Here is a 17,936-nt window from a genome sequence, read left to right as displayed (position 1 = left end):
AGGTTATTGCGATTTTCTAACCCGTAAATACCACTCAGATAGCAAGCGCACTTGTTTTTGCGTGTAGCCTTTTTCAACCATACGATTAACAAAGTCCTCATGCTTTTGCTGATCTTCAGCTGATGTTTTTGCATTAAATGAAATAACAGGGAGTAAGTCTTCCGTGTTTGAGAACATTTTTTTCTCAATAACCGTGCGTAGTTTTTCATAACTTGTCCACAGCGGATTTTTGCCATTGTTATGAGCGCGAGCACGCAGAACAAAGTTAACAATTTCATTTCTAAAATCTTTAGGGTTTGAAATACCTGCAGGCTTTTCTATTTTTTCAAGCTCAGCGTTGAGTGCATCACGGTCAAATAATTGCCCTGTATCAGGATCGCGGTATTCTTGATCTTGAATCCAAAAATCAGCATAAATAACGTAGCGGTCAAAAATATTTTGGCCATATTCTGAATATGACTCTAAGTACGCGGTTTGTAGCTCTTTACCTATAAACTCAACATATTGTGGAATTAAATAGCCTTTTAAAAAGCTTAAATAACGCTCTTCAACTTCGGCACTAAATTGTTCACGCTCAATTTGTTGCTCAAGCACATAAAACAAATGCACAGGGTTGGCGGCCACTTCGGTGGTGTCAAAGTTGAATACTCGCGATAAAATTTTAAACGCAAAGCGGGTTGAAAGGCCGGTCATGCCCTCATCAACACCAGCGTAATCACGATACTCTTGATACGACTTCGCTTTTGGATCGGTGTCTTTAAGGGTTTCACCATCGTAAACTCGCATTTTAGAGTAAATACTTGAGTTTTCCGGCTCTTTTAAGCGCGAAAGAGTGGTAAATTGGGCTAAAATTTTAAGTGTACCTGGCGCACAGGGGGCGTTGTAAAGCTCACTGTGTTCAATCAGCTTATCGTAAATCTTAATTTCTTCGGTAACTCGTAAGCAATAAGGGACCTTAACAATATAAACACGGTCTAAAAAGGCTTCGTTGTTTTTATTGTTTTTAAAGGTTTGCCATTCTGATTCATTAGAGTGGGCGAGTATCATGCCGTTAAATGGCAGGGCGCTTATGCCTTCTGTGCCGTTATAGTTACCTTCTTGTGTTGCTGTTAGCAGTGGGTGTAACACTTTTATGGGGGCTTTGAACATTTCCACAAATTCCATTAAGCCTTGGTTGGCTAAACATAATGCGCCTGAATAGGCATAAGCATCAGGATCATTTTGTGCAAAGTGTTCAAGTTGGCGAATATCGACCTTACCGACAAGAGCAGAAATATCTTGATTGTTTTCATCTCCGGGCTCTGTTTTAGCAATCGCAACTTGATTTAAAATTGATGGGAAGCGTTTAACCACTCTAAATTGACTAATGTCACCATTAAATTCTTGTAAACGTTTTGCGGCCCATGGCGACATTACCGTTTTGAGGTAACGAGACTTAATTCCATATTCTGTTTCGAGTAGGCTGGCATCTTCAACGGGATCAAATAATGACAGCGGATGGTCATTAACCGGGGAGCCCTTAATTGCATAAATAGGCACTTGTTGCATTAAATACTTTAGCTTTTCAGCAATCGATGACTTACCGCCACCCACCGGACCAAGCAAGTAAAGCACTTGTTTACACTCTTCTAATCCTTGCGCGGCGTGTTTTAGATAAGAAACAATTTGCTCAATGGCGTCTTCCATACCATAAAAATCGGCAAATGCAGGGTAACGTGCAACAACACGGTTCGAAAATAAGCGACTTAAACGAGTATCGGTAGCGGTATCTACCATTTTAGGCTCGCCAATGGCCATCAGTAATCTTTCAGGAGCACTGGCATAAGCAGACTTATCGGTTTTACAAATTTCTAGAAACTCAGCAACACTGTACTCTTCTTCTTGTGTTGATTCATAACGTGCTTGGTAGTGATCAAAAATAGTCATAATGACCTCCGAAACCTACTTGGAAAATGTATTCACTATTTAAAGTCTAGTCACGAATTTAAATTTTTGTGCAATAAAATTAAAAATTTATATGAAAAATGATCATGATGCACTTTTAGAAAACAACCTACGTATAACCCTAATCAAAAAAAGTAGCGGACATAAAAAAAGACGCCTAAGCGTCTTTTTAAAGATTAGTTTAAAACTAATTATGCGAAGTTAGCGTTCGCGAATTCCCAGTTAACGAGTGACCAGAAACCTTTAAGGTAATCTGGACGCACGTTACGGTAATCAATGTAGTATGCGTGTTCCCATAAATCCACTGTTAGGATTGGTGTAACACCTGCATCTGTTAATGGTGTTGCAGCGTTAGATGTATTAACGATGTCTAGTGAACCATCAGCTAGTTTAACTAACCACGTCCAGCTTGAACCAAAGTTATTTACTGCTTTGTCGTTTAACGCGTCTTTAAATGCGTCAAATGAGCCCCATTTAGCGTTAATTGCATCAGCAATTGCACCTGTTGGAGCGCCACCGCCATTTGGAGATAGGCTGTTCCAATAGAAAGTGTGGTTCCAGATCTGAGCAGCGTTGTTAAATACACCGCCTTCTGAAGAACATACGATCTCTTCAAGTGATTTACCTTCAAACTCAGTGCCTGGGATTAAACCGTTAAGTTTAGTCACATAAGTGTTGTGGTGTTTACCATGGTGAAACTCTAACGTTTCTTGTGAAATATGTGGCTCAAGTGCATCAATTGCATACGGTAGTGACGGTAGTTCAAATGCCATTTTTTATCTCCATCTTCTTTTGGTTGATAGTCTATTTAGTAATACGTAATGCCTGCGCAAACAGGGCACTTATCTATACCAAACAGGAATATAGTGTTACTATAATTGTTGAGTATTTTACTCAAGTTTTAGCAAACAGCAATGCTCTTGCTAAAGCTATTTAAGATTGAGGCTTTAATTGCCTATGTTAATCTATATATCTGAGGCCACAGTGAAACTTTTTCAAGGCCTAATGTGTTCGCTATCGTCATTTTGAGGTTGTAAATGGAAACCATCGATAAAATTAAACAGCAAATTGCTGAAAACCCAATCATCTTATACATGAAAGGATCACCAAAACTGCCTAATTGTGGTTTTTCTTCACAAGCATCACAAGCATTAATGTCGTGCGGTGAACCGTTTGCATATGTGGATATTTTACTTAATCCAGACATTCGTGCAGAGCTTCCTGCTTACGCTAATTGGCCTACCTTCCCGCAACTTTGGGTTGAAGGCGAGTTAATTGGTGGCTGTGACATTATCATTGAAATGTTTCAACGTGGTGAATTACAACCACTGATCACTGAAACAGCTGCAAAGCATAAACCTGCAGACGCTGAATAAGCGTTTAGGTAAAAAAAGCTGCAATTTGCAGCTTTTTTTATGTCTATAAAGTATTTACTCATAGTTGCTTATACGATGACAGTACCGAATGAATAGGCAGCTTTTCGCGGTTTTTACTTAGCTCACTAGGTCATAAACTTCAGAACGCGATTGTATCATTTCTAAATTAGATGAGTTTTCAGCCTTAAAGCTAAACAACTCTCAAGGTAAACTTACAAAAACACTGATCCCGCCGACGTCCCGATTGTGTAGGCTAATTTGCCCATGATGGGCTTCAACAATTTCTCGACACAGTGCCAAACCTAATCCACTTCCTGCCACCTTGGTAGAATAAAAAGGGATAAGCGCACTGGCCATAACTGTTTCACTCATACCTTTTCCTTTGTCGCTCACATTAATATGAGTGCCAAGGCTATCTTGTGTTACTTTTAAACTAATATGCTCTGCTAGCGACTCTGATTCATGTGCATTTTTCAACAGGTTAATCAGCAATTGTTCTATTTGGGTTTGATCGGCTTGTGTAGTGATGTCTTTTTGAAGGTCGCAATTAAATTGCCATTGGCTTTGTAATTGATCGAGTAATGAATGCCAGTCAACCGTTGTTATTTTAGGTGGTGGAAGTTTAGCAAACCTACCATAGCCTTGAACGAACTCGTTTAAATGCTTTATTCGCTCTTCAATGGTAGTGAAAACGCGCTTTAAACGAGGTTCATCCACTTTTTGCGTTAACAGTTGTGCACTATGTAACATGGATGACATAGGCCCTAGTGAGTTATTGAGTTCATGGCTAATGATCCTAATAACCTTTTTCCAAACTTCAACTTCTTGGCGGCTCAATTCGCGGGTCAACTGTTTAAAAACAAACAACCTATGGTGTTGGTTGTTAAGCAATAAGCGACCCATTGAAAGATGCCATGTTTGCGGTTCTTGTTCTGTTTTATCAAGAATAAATAAACCATCTACGCCTTTATTAACGGCATTAATTATTTGCTGTGGGGCTTTAGACAATAATGGTGAGATTTTTTCGCCTTCAAGGGCTGTACTTGCATTAAAAAAATCTCTCGCACTGTGGTTACTATAAACAATAAAATCATTATCATTAACCAATAATACAGCTTGAGGGGAGTTTTGTAATACCTTATCAAGCATTAACTCTCGTTGGTAAACCCATTGTTTTTCTTGTCTTAATTGCTTTGCAGTTTGGTTATAAAGCTGGCACAAATGACCTAATTCATCATTATGGTTATAGGCCAGTAAAGTTGATAGTTCCCCATCTTTAAAATTTAATAAGCCAGTTTCTAATGAAGTAATACCTTGAACCAGTTTACCACTGAGTCGATGAGCTAATAAACTACTTAGAATGGCTGTAAAAATGACACTTAGTGCTGTTTTTATAGCGTCAACACCCAGCAGCCAGCAACAGATAAAAACAGGGATCACAGAGGAAAATACACATACTAAAATCACTTTAGACGTTAAAGAGAAGCGGTATCTTGATTTTTTCATCAGTAGGCTATCTCAAACTTATCAAGGCGACGGTACAGTGCTTGTCGGCTGAGTCCAAATTCACGTGCTACTTTGGCAATCACCCCTTTATGTAAACGCATAGCATCCTCAATTTGTTGTTTGTTAGGCTCTACTTTTTGAGTGTGTGTTTGAGACGTAATAGGAGTTAAACCAAAGTCGTCGATGCTTATCTCACCGCTGGGTTTGAGCACACTGACACGTTTACATGCATTTTCAAGTTCACGAACATTACCGGGCCATGGGTGGGCTAAAAGTAGGTTTTCGCATTGTAAATCCAGCTCACGTTCTTCTAAAAAATGACGAATAAGAGGAAGTATGTCATCCGGTCGTTGGCTAAGACTTGGTAGGTTAAGTTCAATTACATTTAAGCGGTAGTATAAGTCTTCTCTAAACAGCCCTTTACTGATTGCATCTGTTAGGTTTTCATTGGTCGCTGATATTACACGGACATTAACTTTTCGAGTTTGGGTTGAACCTAAGCGCTCGAATTCTCCAGTTTGTAAAATCCGTAGGAGCTTCATTTGCCCTGATAAAGGGAGATTACCTATTTCATCTAAAAATAATGTGCCACCGTCAGCTGCTTCAAATCGACCAATCCTTTGTTTTGTGATCCCAGTAAAAGCGCCTGCTTCTGCACCAAATAATTCTGCTTCTATTAGTTGATGGGGAAGGGCACCTGCATTGACCGTAATAAACGCAGCATTTTGGCGAGGTGAGTTTGCTTGAATAATTTGTGCTATGCGCTCTTTACCACTGCCATTTGGGCCTGTTATTAATACTGAGACATCAGATTTGGCGACTTGTAATGCCATTTTAACTAATTGCTCCATGGCCGTACTGCGATAAATTAAACCTACTAAATTAGCATTTTCTAAAGATGCATCCCGCTCTTGCTGGTGGCGCAATAAGGTTTGATTTTGTTTTTTTGTCTTTCCTAGTTCAATTAGGTTTTTAACACAGGTAAGAAGCTTGGCATCATCCCATGGTTTTGGTAAATAATCAGCCGCACCGGCTTTGACAAGTTCAACGGCTGTTTCAAGCTCGGTCCATGCAGTGATCAGAATAATGGGCAGATGGGGATTTAGCTCTCTGAGTTGATAAAAGAGTAACTTTCCCTCTTCTCCTGAAGTTGTGTCGTTACTAAAGTTCATATCTTGAAGTACAAGTGCAATACGCTGGTATTGCACAATTTGAATAGCTTCAAATGGGCTATTTGCAGTAACCACTTTATAGTCGTGAATCTCTAGCAATAATGACAGAGCATCTAAAATTGCAGGATTGTCATCAACGATAAGTATTTTTTCCATGCTAATTTAATCGCTGTTTATTATTATTTAAATATTGAAAATGCTACACCGCGTTTAGCCAGTGTAGCATAGGTTGGGAGCTGTGCTATATGGTTCGGGTTGCGATACTCGGCGAAATATTTGCTGCGCGTTTAGCTGGGCCAAATACAGCCAAAAGGCTCATTGTAAACACCATGATTGCCGTGACAGCAATATAACTTGATGGTAATGCCGCTATTGAAAAATGTTGCATTAATAACTGACCGAGTAAAAGTGCTGAAATAGCACCTAAAAATAAGCCAGCAATGCAAATCAGCGCATTTTCAACTAAAAAATAATTAACAATTGCAGATTTACGAGCGCCTAAAGCACGACGGGTTCCAATTTGCTTGGTACGTTTATTTATATTAAATAGCGTCAAACCAAAAATGCCCAGTGCGGTTACCAATACCAGTATGGTTATGAGCACAATTAACATACGCATCATCAATGTGTCTTCAGCCATGTATTGGGCTTTATCTTGGTCAAGGCCCCGAATTCGAATAATTACACGTTTGTTGTAATTTTCTAGCATCTCGTCTTCAATTCGTTTAGCAATATTTGCCCGCTCATTGGCTGCTGTGCGAACTAAAAAATTCCCCGAGATATTAGGATTTATATAAGGAATTAATGCGACATTATTTGGGCGGCTGTCTCTGAGCCATGGGCCTTTTGCATGCTTAATTACACCAATGACTTTCATTGGAATATCACCAAGGAATATTGTTTTTCCTAATCCATCTTCATCAGGAAATAGCTCTTTTAATAATGCCTGTGTCACAATGGTAACATTGGCTCGCTGATCATTATCGTTAGTTACAACAACTTCGTCTTCTCTAAAATTGCGTCCAGCAATAAGTTCAACCCCAAGCGTGTTAATTGCATGATCATCTGTAAAAAAGTAAGCAGTTCTTGCAGAAAGCCCAGGCTCAGGGGCTGAGTTTATACTGAAGTCAGAAGAGCTACCACTTCCCGATAAGGGGATGTTGTTTATATAGGCGGCGTCTTTCACTGCGGGTAAAGCTCTTAACATCGCTTCATCAAGTTCAAATTGTTGGTGGCTTTTGACATCTTTGCCAAAGTGCATGACATGAAAAGCAAGTATTTCATCTTCGGGGTATCCTGTATCCTGATTAAGATAAGTCATTCTATCTTGAATAATAAACGCTGCGTTACTGACAATAGCAGTAGTAATAGCTATTTGGATAAGTAACAGCAGCGCACCAACTTTAGATCGACACAGTGCATGGAAAATAGGTTTAATTTCTAACATCATAGTGTTCGTCCTTATTGGCTTTTTAGGTAAATTGCAGGATTGGTTTTACATACCAGCCAAGCAGGGTAAAGCCCAGCTATTATGCAGGTGCTAATTGCAATGAGTGGGGCGCTCAATAACATGGTTAAATCCATGGTCGCTAAGCTTTCGTAGTAGCTATAGCTTTGGCGAACACCCAATAAGCCAAACTGGGCAAGGACAATACCAAGTAGCCCACCTAATAGTCCTAGCATGGCGACTTCGATAATATGTTGCATAAAAATCTGTCGCTTACTGGCTCCAAGTGCACGGCGTACACCGACTTCTGGGGCTCGACGTAAAAATTTTGCAAGTAATAAGCCGAGAATATTCGCCAAACATACAGCCAAAAACATAAAACTAAGTGCGACTAAAATTTTGTTATCTTCACTGACTACGTTGTTATAGGCCATCCACTGGTTAACATCTCGAATACTGTAAGCTAACTCTTTGCGATTAAAACGACCAAGCTTTTGTTGCTCTTGCATGTAGGCTAATAAATAATTTTCATAATCATTTTTTTGTTGTTCGTTAGTTAATTCAACCCAGAATTGAATCCACACCATTTCTGACTGTAACTTGGCACTAAAGCTTCTAACATCCTCATGTTTCCAACCATTGGTATTCCCCCAATTACCAAGCTGTTTTGCTTCAAGAAGACTAAATGGCATAAAAAGTTGTTCAGGGTCATTAAATGAACCATTATTTAAATCGTAGTATTTGATGGTTAATGGCCAGTTTCTAGTAACCCCAACCACTTCATAACTCGCATCATCAAGATAAATAATTTTACCCACTGAATTTTCGCCAGCAAAAAGCTTATTATTTAACTCTTCACTGATCACAACAACGGGAGCCGCGTTTTCTTCTTGCTGCTGAGACCATTTTTCACCATAGAGAAACTCAAGATCAAACATATTAAAAAATTCTGGGGTTGTTAGTCTTGCACTTTGGCTAAATGGTTTTACTGTGTCAGAATCTATGTAAACAGAGAATCCACTGCGCACCATTTTTAAACGCTTGCCACCTATTTCTGATTTATATAGGTTAGCAGCATCTTGATAAGTTAGTTGTTGCGGGAGGTTATCAGACGTCCACCAAGTGTGGCCATCATCCATTATTTGCAGCTGCACAGCATAGAGCTGGCTACTTTTATGCGCAATGGGATCCGCCGACATCATGTGATAAACGCTTAAACTGGTCATAGTGATGCCAATACCAATGGCAATCGCCAGTACCATTAAAAAGCTCACTAAAGGCGTGCGCTTGAAGCTGCGCCAACTTAAATCGAGGTAATGTAATAGCATGGCTTAGGCTCCAGCAACATTTTTAAGGTTTTGTGCACCTTGGTACAAGGTGAAATCGGCAAGTTGACCGTCGACAACTTGAATGTTCCGAGGGGCACGCCGAGCAAGCTCTGCATCATGGGTGACCATGACAATGGTTGCGCCATCACGATTTATTTGTTCAAGCAGCTCCATTACTTGACGAGCCATAAGGCTGTCGAGATTACCGGTTGGCTCATCGGCAAGTAAAAACCGTGGCTCGCCAGCAAGCGCGCGTGCTATGGCCACTCGTTGTTGCTGTCCGCCAGAGAGTTGCTGCGGCAAATGTTTTGCCCTAGAGGCAAGGCCAACTTGTTCTAAGCATTTTTCAATGCGACGTTTACGCTCTGCGGCTTTAATACCCCTATAACGTAGCGGTACTTCAATATTTTCATATAAGTTTAAGTCAGGTATTAAATTAAACCCTTGGAAGATAAAGCCTATTTTTTGATTTCGACAATCTGCACGTTGGTTATCGTTTAACTTACCGACATCAATTCCATCAAGTAAGTATTCACCTGCGGAGAAGGGCTCTAACATTCCAGCGATATTTAAAAAGGTCGTTTTTCCTGACCCGCTAGGGCCTGTTACAGCAATAAATTCGCCTTCATCAACGTGCAGATTAAAGTCACGTAATGCATGGGTTTGCACCATTTCAGTTTGATATACTTTACTTATATTATTCATCTTTAACATGCTTTTTCCTTTTATTATTTGATTCTACGCGATTGTTAGCGAAGTAATAACGTGTGTGTGTGTTTGAAACTGTTATAGCTTGAGATAATCAATTCATCGCCAGCTTGAACCCCTGAAATTAACTCAACCGCATTAATGCTGGTTGCACCAATTGAAATATCAATGAGCTGAGCTGTATCACCGGTAATTTTATAAACCTGTGTGCCGCCTTGTTGTAAAAATGCCCCACGCTTAACCTGTAAAACATCGTCACGATTTTCTAATAAAATACGTGCGGTTAATCGTTGGTTTTGTCTGATGCCCGTCATGTCTTTGTTAAAACGTACACGTGTTGTGACTTCTCTATTATTGACTTCTGGTGAAATGGCAGAAAGGGTACCCATCACTTTGCTAGCGCCCATTGTTATCTCTACGTCCATACCTAAACCAAGCTCATTTGCATAACTTTCAGGAACTTGTAGTTCTGCTTCAAAATTGCTCAAATCAACTAAAGTCATTAGTGGTTGGCTTTGTGTTACCGCTTCTCTTTGTTGAACTAGTAAGTTACCTACAATCCCTGACACAGTGGCTTTAATTGTTAAGTTATTAACTTTGCGAAGTAGATCATCGACAATCAGCTGTTGACGAGTGACATCTCGTTTAGCGGCCTGTAGTTCAAAAGCAAGTGTATCTTTGGACAATTCAACTTCTTGCTCTGCATGTTTATAAGAAAGTTTTGCACGGGCAAGCTCATCAATGGCTTTTTCATGATCAATTTGACTGATCACATTTTTTTGCATTGACAAAGTCGCTCTGCGATTTTCTCTATCGGCAGCGTTTAATTCTACTTGTGCTAGATCAAGCGCTTTATTTAAGCTTAATGATTGGCGGCGTGCCTCAAGGTGTTTACGTTGTAGCTCGCCCTCAAGACGAGCTAAAACAGACTGTTGCTGCTTTAATTCGTTTGTGAGCTCGGGGCTCTCAACCATGGCTATTACATCATTCAGTTTGACTGAGTCACCAGCATTTACCTTCAATGAAACAAAGCCTCGTTCAGGGCTGTAAACTTTTGGTGCTCTGGCGGCTACAATTTTACCGCTGGCTGCAACATCACGTATTAGTGATTGGCGCACCACTGTGGCTATTTGTAGGCTTACTCTATCAACCGAGATAGTACCTTCTTGATCAGTATTTAATAATGCATATACACATAGAGCAACTAAGCCCACAGTAAATATAAACAGCCATATGTTTTTTTTAAAATTTATAGGTCGTGAGATTTGCGTGTCTTGCCCGCTAGTGTCTTTAATCATTATTTGTTCTCTTTGCTTAGTGTTTTTCAAACACAGTAATCATTAGCGAGGCAATAAACAGAATAATTGGTGAAATTAAAAATAAGCCAATAGTAAACATTCAAATGCCCTCAAAATTTATATAGTTATGGGATATTCGAATAGCGTGCCATTTTTTATCTTGTTGAATTTAATTACTTTTTATTTCTAAACTTTCTTTTTATGTGTCCGCGGACATAAAAAGTGTCCGCTGCGGGCACTTTTTTGATTTGGCTGTGGGGTGAGATTACCTCAACGTAAAGCAAAGAAAGTTGTTAATTAATGCATAGCATAAGACTAACGTGCAAATTCATTGAATAAACTATGTGCTAATAGAAGTCGATGTAATTAAATGTCATGTTTAGATGTATTACGAATAAAGCAAAAATGATGGAATGATATCTGGTGAATAGTTATTCATTTTAAGCCCCCTTTACGTTTACGTAAACTGCCTGTTGTGAGGAGGTTTTGTTTACAAGTTCTTAAAAATAACACCGGTGTCATTATAGTTTTCGATCCAATATCTACTCAAATGTTAATATTTAGCATTATTTTATAATTTTTAATGAAGTTGAAATATATTCAATATAATGAATATGTATTCAGAAAGATGTTGACTCAGGTTAGGAATAACGCTAATTTTGATCGTCTGTTAGCAAATCGTCGAGCCGTTCATCCACGTTAACAGTGCAGCAAGGGGAGGGGTCCATGTTATATGACTCAAAACTAGAAAAAGATAATTGTGGCTTTGGCTTAATAGCCCAAGTAAATAACCAAGCGAGTCACCGACTCATCCGTACGGCGATCACCGGTTTAGATCGCATGCAGCACCGCGGCGGTATATCTGCTGATGGTAAAACGGGTGATGGTTGTGGCTTGTTACTTCAAAAACCAGACAGCTTCTTTCGTGCTATTGCTGCTGAAAATAATTGGCATTTAGGTAAAAATTACGCCGTTGGGATGATTTTCCTCAATGCTGATCCGGTATTAGCACAAGCAGCTAAAGATGTTTTAAGCGAAGAACTAGAAAAAGAAACGCTTAATATTTTAGGTTGGCGTGTTGTCCCTACCGATCCATCAATGTTAGGACCTATAGCCCTAAAGCAATTGCCTGGGTTTGAACAAATTTTTATTAGTGCGCCTGAAGGGTGGCGTTCTAAAGATTTAGAGCGACGTTTATATGTTGCACGTCGTCGTGCAGAAAAGCGCTTGATGGATGATGAATCATTTTATATTGCGAGCTTATCTGGGCTAGTCACCATCTATAAAGGCTTAATGATGCCTGCTGACTTGCCAAATTTTTATCTCGATCTTGCTGATATTCGCATGACCAGTGCTATTTGTGTTTTTCATCAACGCTTCTCTACAAACACACAGCCTCGCTGGCCTTTAGCGCAACCATTTCGTTATTTAGCGCACAATGGTGAAATTAATACTATTGAAGGTAACCGCCAGTGGGCCCGTGCACGCTCTTATAAATTTACTTCGCCGCTTATTCCTGATTTACAAAGCGCAGCGCCGTTTGTTAATGAAACAGGGTCTGACTCATCTAGCCTCGATAATATGCTGGAGCTATTTTTAGCCGGTGGTATGGATTTATTCCGTGCTATGCGTATGTTAGTGCCGCCAGCATGGCAAAAAAACCGTGCTATGGATGACGACTTACGTGCATTCTATGATTTTAATTCGATGCATATGGAACCGTGGGATGGCCCTGCAGGCATCGTTATGTCGGATGGGCGTTTTGCAGCCTGTAACCTAGACCGTAATGGCCTGCGCCCTGCGCGTTATATTATTACTCAAGATGGCTTTATTACTTTAGCCTCTGAAGTGGGTATATGGGATTACACCGCTGACGAAGTGGTCGAAAAAGGACGTGTAGGCCCGGGCGAACTCCTCGTTATTGATACTAAATTGGGTAAAATTTGGCATTCAGATGAAATTGACCAAGATTTAAAATCACGCCACCCTTATAAGTCGTGGTTAGAAGAAAACGTTAAACGATTAACGCCTTTTGAAGCACTTACCGAGCAAGATGCGGGCAATCGCTCATTTGATGATGAAACCCTTGTCAAATACCAAAAGATGTTTGGCTATACTAACGAAGAGCTAGACAGCGTCATTCGTGTCATGGGTGAAAATGGGCAAGAAGCCACTGGCTCAATGGGTGACGATACGCCGTTTGCCGTACTGAGCGAAGGGCACCGTTCACTTTATGATTATTTCCGTCAAAAGTTTGCTCAGGTTACTAATCCGCCAATTGATCCGTTACGTGAAAACCATGTAATGTCGCTTGCAACGTGTATTGGCAGTGAGCAAAACGTATTTAATGAAACAACAGGGCACGCTAAACGCCTGCAATTTGATACGCCTATTTTAATGTATGCTGATATGCAGCAGCTACTTAACGCCGATGAAGCGCATTACAGCTATTGTAAGATTGATATTACTTACACCGTAGAAGAAGGCCTTGAGAATGCGGTTAAGCGCATCTGTGATGAAGCACAAGCAAAAGCCGCATCTGGCTGTATTATGCTGGTATTAACGGATCGTAACTTTGATGACAATCAATTACCTATTCCTGCTGCTATGGCGGTGGGTGCGGTACAAAAACGCTTGGTAGATAATAACTTACGCTGTGAGTCAAATATTATTATTGAAACTGGCAGCGTTCGCGATGCGCATCAATTTGCGGTACTACTTGGATTTGGTGCAACCGCAATTTACCCGTATTTAGCGTACGAGTCACTTGTGGCTATGAGCGATACCAAGGTAATTAATAAGTCATACTGTGAAGTTACACTGGCTTATCGTCAAGCAATTAATAAAGGCTTGTACAAAATCATGTCTAAAATGGGCATTAGTACCGTGGCTTCATATCGTTGTTCAATGCTGTTTGAAGCAGTTGGTCTATCGGACGCTATTGTTGAGATGTGTTTTAAAGGCGTGGCGAGTCGTATTAAAGGGGCGTGTTTTAGCGACTTTGATGACGATCAGCAAAGCTTGCATAAACTGGCGCTTAGTAAACGTAAATTATTAAGCCATGGTGGTTTATTTAAGTACGTACACGGCGGCGAGTACCATGCTTACAACCCTGATGTGATTCAAACGTTACAAAAAGCAGTACGTAGCGGCGAGTACAGTGATTACAGCGAATACGCAAAGCTAGTAAATCAACGTCCAGTCGCGACTCTGCGTGATATGTTGGCTTTAAAACTGCCAGAAAAGGGTATAAGTATTGATGAGGTAGAGCCTGCCACTGAGCTTTATAAACGGTTTGACTCAGCCGCCATGAGTATTGGTGCATTATCGCCAGAAGCGCATGAAGCACTCGCAATTGCCATGAATCGTTTAGGTGGCTGCTCAAATTCTGGTGAAGGTGGCGAAGATAAGCTGCGTTACGGTACAGAAAAAAATTCACGTATTAAACAAGTAGCTTCGGGTCGATTTGGTGTCACCCCACATTACTTACGTAGCGCTGATGTTATTCAAATAAAAGTGGCACAAGGCGCTAAACCTGGGGAAGGCGGACAATTACCGGGTGAAAAAGTCACTCCCTATATTGCCAAGCTTCGTTACTCGGTACCGGGTGTGACACTTATTTCACCTCCGCCGCATCACGATATTTATTCTATCGAAGATTTAGCTCAGCTTATTTTTGACTTAAAACAAGTAAACCCGAATGCATTGATTTCAGTAAAACTGGTATCTGAACCGGGTGTTGGCACAATTGCAACCGGTGTAGCAAAAGCGTATGCCGACTTAATTACCATTTCAGGCTATGATGGTGGCACAGGTGCAAGTCCATTAACCTCGGTTAAATACGCTGGCAGCCCATGGGAGTTGGGACTTGCTGAAACACAGCAAGCATTGGTAGAAAATGGCCTTCGCCATCGTATTCGCCTGCAAACAGATGGTGGTTTAAAAACCGGCCTTGATATCATCAAAGCGGCCATTTTAGGCGCCGAAAGTTTTGGCTTTGGCACAGGGCCTATGGTTGCATTAGGCTGTAAATACTTACGAATCTGTCACTTAAATAACTGTGCGACAGGTGTGGCAACACAAGACGAAACATTACGTCAAAAGCATTATCATGGTCTGCCAGAAATGGCGATGAATTACTTTAAGTTCATTGCTCAAGAAGCGCGTGAAATTATGGCAAGTTTAGGGGTTGCAAACCTAACCGATTTAATTGGTCGCTTAGACTTACTCGAAGCCATTGAAGGCAAAACAGCGAAGCAGCAAAAAATAGATTTATCAGCGGTTATCGCTCAGCCAAATAACCCAACAGGTGAAACTCTGTTTTGCAGTGCACCAAATAGCTCGCATTATTTAGGTGAGTTAAATGAGAGCTTACTAGGCAAGGCACAAGAGGCAATAGATAACTCAAGCGGCATTTCATTAGTAAGTCGTATTTGTAATACCGACAGATCAGTAGGTGCCATGCTTTCTGGGTATATTGCTGATAAATACGGTAATCAAGGCATGGCCGCAGATCCGGTAGTTATTGAATTACATGGTACAGCTGGTCAGTCATTCGGTGTATGGAATGCCGGTGGCCTTGAAATGACTTTGGTTGGCGATGCTAACGATTACGTTGGTAAAGGCATGGCTGGCGGTAAGCTAGTTATTCGCCCACCATTGGGTTCGTCATTTGAAAGTCATAAAGCAACAATTATTGGCAATACCTGTTTATATGGTGCAACCGGCGGTAAATTGTTTGCAGCAGGATGTGCAGGCGAGCGTTTTGCTGTACGTAACTCAGGCGTGCAAGCTGTTGTTGAGGGCGTAGGTGATAACGGTTGTGAATACATGACCGGTGGCGTTGTGTGTGTACTTGGTAATGTAGGAGTGAACTTTGGTGCAGGTATGACCGGTGGTTTCGCTTACATTTTAGATGAACGAGGTGATTTTGAGAAACGCATTAACCCAGAGTTGGTTGAAGTGGTTACTTTAGATGACTTAAGTTCACATCAAGAGCATTTACGCGGCTTAATTGCTGATCATTTAGAGCTAACAGGCTCATGCAGAGCAGAAACTATTTTAGCTAACTTTGAACTTTATTTACCGATGTTCAAATTAGTAAAACCTAAATCAAGTGACGTAAAAAGTTTACTCGGGCACCGCGCTCGCAGTAGCGCCGAACTACGTGTTCAGGCGCAATAAGGGGGCAGTATGAGCGAAAATGTATATCAATTTATAGACGTGCAGCGTGTAGACCCACGCAAAAAACCAATCTCGTCGCGTAAAAAATCGTTCGTAGAAATTTATGAACCCTTTTCAGAAAATCAGGTTAATTCACAAGCGGATCGTTGCCTTGATTGTGGTAACCCTTATTGTGAGTGGAAATGTCCAGTACATAACTATATTCCACAATGGTTAAAACTGATCCGTACAGGGCGCATTTTAGAGGCCGCTGAGCTATCGCACCGTACTAACAGTTTGCCAGAAGTGTGTGGACGAGTATGCCCGCAAGACCGCTTATGCGAAGGCTCATGTACATTAGATGAAGAGTTTGGTGCAGTAACAATCGGTAATATTGAAAAATACATCACCGACACCGCGTTTAAAATGGGCTGGAAACCAGACATGTCCTATGTAACATGGACTGATAAAAAAGTTGCCATTATTGGCGCAGGGCCTGCGGGCCTGGGCTGTGCAGATATCTTAGTGCGTAATGGCGTAAAGCCTGTGGTATTTGACCGTCACCCTGAAATTGGTGGGCTGTTAACCTTTGGTATTCCTTCTTTTAAATTAGAAAAAGAAGTCATGCAAAAACGTCGCGAAATATTTACCGAAATGGGTGTTGAATTCAAGCTTAATGTCGAAGTAGGTAAAGACATTAGCATGGATGAAATACTTAATGAGTATGACGCTGTATTTTTGGGCGTGGGGACTTATCAGAGTATGCGAGCGGGGCTTGAGAACGAAGATGCGCCGGGGGTGCATGATGCCCTGCCATTTTTAATTGGTAACACTAACCGTGTTATGGGTTACGATGAGTCTAAACAAGCTTGCATTGATATGGCAAACCAAAAAGTAGTGGTACTAGGTGGTGGTGATACAGCAATGGACTGTGTGCGTACCTCTATTCGTCATAACGCGTTAAAAGTAACGTGTGCTTATCGTCGTGATGAAGAGAACATGCCTGGTTCAAAACGCGAAGTAAAAAATGCCAAAGAAGAGGGCGTCATTTTTACTTATAACGTTCAGCCTAAAGGGATTGTGCTTGATGACAAAGGTGCTGTAGCCGGTGTTAAAATGGTAAAAACTCAGCTTGGCGAGGCAGATGAAAACGGCCGCCGTCGCGCTGAGGAAGTACCGGGTTCAGAGCATATTATTGAAGCCACACAAGTGATTATGGCATTTGGTTTTAAGCCACATAAAATGGATTGGCTAGAGCAGTACGACGTAGAAATTAACCACTGGGGTGGTATTAATGCACCCGAGCAAGGTGAATTTACACATCAAACCACTAATCCTAAAATATTTGCTGGTGGCGATATTGTTCGTGGTTCAGACTTAGTGGTCACCGCTATATTTGAGGGGCGTAACGCTGCAGAAGGCATTATGGATTATTTAAAAGTGTAAATAATGCTTTTGTTAGAATGGAGTCAAAAGCAAACCTTCGGGTTTGCTTTTTTTATTTCCTCAGTTTTACAAACAAAGGTAAATATTTATGGTTCCATAGTCGGTGTTTAAGGTCTACAAAAAGGGACGTAGGTTTTGACCTAGCTATTTACAATTATAAGATTTTACAAATAAAAAAGCCCGCAATACATAGATTGTGGGCTTTTTTAAACGCGCTGTTAGTTAATCCATCGAGAAGTGATCTAGGCTCGGTTTCACTCTGGCTTGTCGGCGTTTCACACTTTTATAGCAAATAACGTTACAAACAAGCTGTAGGCCAATAACTAACCAACTTAGTGTTATTAAGCCACTAATAGCTGTGCTGCTAAAAACTAACATAACAGCAATAACAATATGTACAATTAATGCCACATTTAAAAAGCGATATAAGCTCTGCTTAAATTGTGTATGTTTAAACTTACTAAAAACAGCCAAAAGTATACTGACAATCAGTAGCAGCCAGTTAATTGCTAAGCCAAAATAAATGACCGTCGTTTGCATTAATGTAT

The 17,936-nt window shown here is 40.6% G+C and carries 12 protein-coding genes; 3 read left to right on the top strand and 9 right to left on the bottom strand.

From position 1 onward, the window contains the following. Positions 1-3 precede the first annotated feature (3 nt). Positions 4-1,926, bottom strand: coding sequence for a PrkA family serine protein kinase (locus AAGD16_RS08970; protein WP_377111312.1), 1,923 nt, complete (start codon positions 1,924-1,926; stop codon positions 4-6). Between the two features lie 209 nt (positions 1,927-2,135). Continuing rightward, on the bottom strand, positions 2,136-2,717 hold the full coding sequence (locus tag AAGD16_RS08965) for a superoxide dismutase (protein WP_010388603.1): 582 nt from the start codon (positions 2,715-2,717) through the stop codon (positions 2,136-2,138). A gap of 264 nt (positions 2,718-2,981) precedes the next feature. Between AAGD16_RS08965 and AAGD16_RS08960 the strand changes: the two genes are divergently transcribed. Continuing rightward, complete coding sequence (locus AAGD16_RS08960; RefSeq protein WP_008113155.1) at positions 2,982-3,320, top strand: Grx4 family monothiol glutaredoxin; 339 nt, start codon at positions 2,982-2,984, stop codon at positions 3,318-3,320. A 201-nt stretch (positions 3,321-3,521) separates the two neighbouring features. Here AAGD16_RS08960 and AAGD16_RS08955 read toward each other — a convergent pair whose 3' ends face one another. From AAGD16_RS08955 to AAGD16_RS08930, 6 genes are all read right to left on the bottom strand, one after another. Next, positions 3,522-4,826 (bottom strand): sensor histidine kinase, encoded by a 1,305-nt coding sequence (locus AAGD16_RS08955; protein WP_377111310.1) that lies wholly within the window; start codon positions 4,824-4,826, stop codon positions 3,522-3,524. Next, positions 4,826-6,154, bottom strand: a complete 1,329-nt coding sequence (locus AAGD16_RS08950) for a sigma-54 dependent transcriptional regulator (protein WP_090492319.1) — start codon at positions 6,152-6,154, stop codon at positions 4,826-4,828. The genes AAGD16_RS08955 and AAGD16_RS08950 overlap by 1 nt, the downstream gene beginning before the upstream one ends. Positions 6,155-6,239: 85 nt before the next feature. After that, positions 6,240-7,445 carry an ABC transporter permease gene (locus AAGD16_RS08945; RefSeq protein WP_377114810.1) on the bottom strand — a complete coding sequence of 402 codons (1,206 nt, stop codon included), beginning with the start codon at positions 7,443-7,445 and terminating at the stop codon, positions 6,240-6,242. Positions 7,446-7,459: 14 nt separating this feature from the next. Then, positions 7,460-8,773 (bottom strand): ABC transporter permease, encoded by a 1,314-nt coding sequence (locus AAGD16_RS08940; protein WP_058154830.1) that lies wholly within the window; start codon positions 8,771-8,773, stop codon positions 7,460-7,462. 3 nt (positions 8,774-8,776) lie between these two features. Beyond that, positions 8,777-9,487 carry an ABC transporter ATP-binding protein gene (locus tag AAGD16_RS08935; RefSeq protein WP_013465175.1) on the bottom strand — a complete coding sequence of 237 codons (711 nt, stop codon included), beginning with the start codon at positions 9,485-9,487 and terminating at the stop codon, positions 8,777-8,779. Positions 9,488-9,522: 35 nt separating this feature from the next. After that, positions 9,523-10,779: an efflux RND transporter periplasmic adaptor subunit gene (locus AAGD16_RS08930; RefSeq protein ID WP_377111307.1), complete on the bottom strand. Its 1,257-nt coding sequence runs from the start codon at positions 10,777-10,779 to the stop codon at positions 9,523-9,525. A 726-nt stretch (positions 10,780-11,505) separates the two neighbouring features. Between AAGD16_RS08930 and gltB the strand changes: the two genes are divergently transcribed. Both gltB and AAGD16_RS08920 read left to right on the top strand, forming a co-directional pair. Continuing rightward, entirely contained in the window at positions 11,506-15,963 is a 4,458-nt protein-coding gene (gene gltB / locus AAGD16_RS08925; RefSeq protein ID WP_377111305.1) for a glutamate synthase large subunit, read from the top strand. A gap of 9 nt (positions 15,964-15,972) precedes the next feature. After that, positions 15,973-17,388: an FAD-dependent oxidoreductase gene (locus AAGD16_RS08920; protein ID WP_013465171.1), complete on the top strand. Its 1,416-nt coding sequence runs from the start codon at positions 15,973-15,975 to the stop codon at positions 17,386-17,388. A gap of 222 nt (positions 17,389-17,610) precedes the next feature. On the opposite strand, the gene AAGD16_RS08915 is transcribed toward AAGD16_RS08920, so the two are convergent. Beyond that, entirely contained in the window at positions 17,611-17,928 is a 318-nt protein-coding gene (locus AAGD16_RS08915) for a hypothetical protein (protein WP_013465170.1), read from the bottom strand. Positions 17,929-17,936 lie beyond the last annotated feature (8 nt).

Origin of the sequence: Pseudoalteromonas sp. M58, assembly GCF_042604605.1 — a bacterium.
GTDB lineage: Bacteria > Pseudomonadota > Gammaproteobacteria > Enterobacterales > Alteromonadaceae > Pseudoalteromonas > Pseudoalteromonas tetraodonis.
The sequence above is the reverse complement of the archived record's forward strand: the minus strand, read 5'-3'. Positions and strand labels throughout refer to the sequence as shown.

Coding starts and splice junctions, on each gene's coding strand:
- AAGD16_RS08970 (WP_377111312.1), bottom strand. CDS start 1,926: ATGACTATTTTTGATCACTACCAAGCACGTTATGAATCAACACAAGAA.
- AAGD16_RS08965 (WP_010388603.1), bottom strand. CDS start 2,717: ATGGCATTTGAACTACCGTCACTACCGTATGCAATTGATGCACTTGAG.
- AAGD16_RS08960 (WP_008113155.1), top strand. CDS start 2,982: ATGGAAACCATCGATAAAATTAAACAGCAAATTGCTGAAAACCCAATC.
- AAGD16_RS08955 (WP_377111310.1), bottom strand. CDS start 4,826: ATGAAAAAATCAAGATACCGCTTCTCTTTAACGTCTAAAGTGATTTTA.
- AAGD16_RS08950 (WP_090492319.1), bottom strand. CDS start 6,154: ATGGAAAAAATACTTATCGTTGATGACAATCCTGCAATTTTAGATGCT.
- AAGD16_RS08945 (WP_377114810.1), bottom strand. CDS start 7,445: ATGTTAGAAATTAAACCTATTTTCCATGCACTGTGTCGATCTAAAGTT.
- AAGD16_RS08940 (WP_058154830.1), bottom strand. CDS start 8,773: ATGCTATTACATTACCTCGATTTAAGTTGGCGCAGCTTCAAGCGCACG.
- AAGD16_RS08935 (WP_013465175.1), bottom strand. CDS start 9,487: ATGTTAAAGATGAATAATATAAGTAAAGTATATCAAACTGAAATGGTG.
- AAGD16_RS08930 (WP_377111307.1), bottom strand. CDS start 10,779: ATGATTAAAGACACTAGCGGGCAAGACACGCAAATCTCACGACCTATA.
- gltB (WP_377111305.1), top strand. CDS start 11,506: ATGTTATATGACTCAAAACTAGAAAAAGATAATTGTGGCTTTGGCTTA.
- AAGD16_RS08920 (WP_013465171.1), top strand. CDS start 15,973: ATGAGCGAAAATGTATATCAATTTATAGACGTGCAGCGTGTAGACCCA.
- AAGD16_RS08915 (WP_013465170.1), bottom strand. CDS start 17,928: ATGCAAACGACGGTCATTTATTTTGGCTTAGCAATTAACTGGCTGCTA.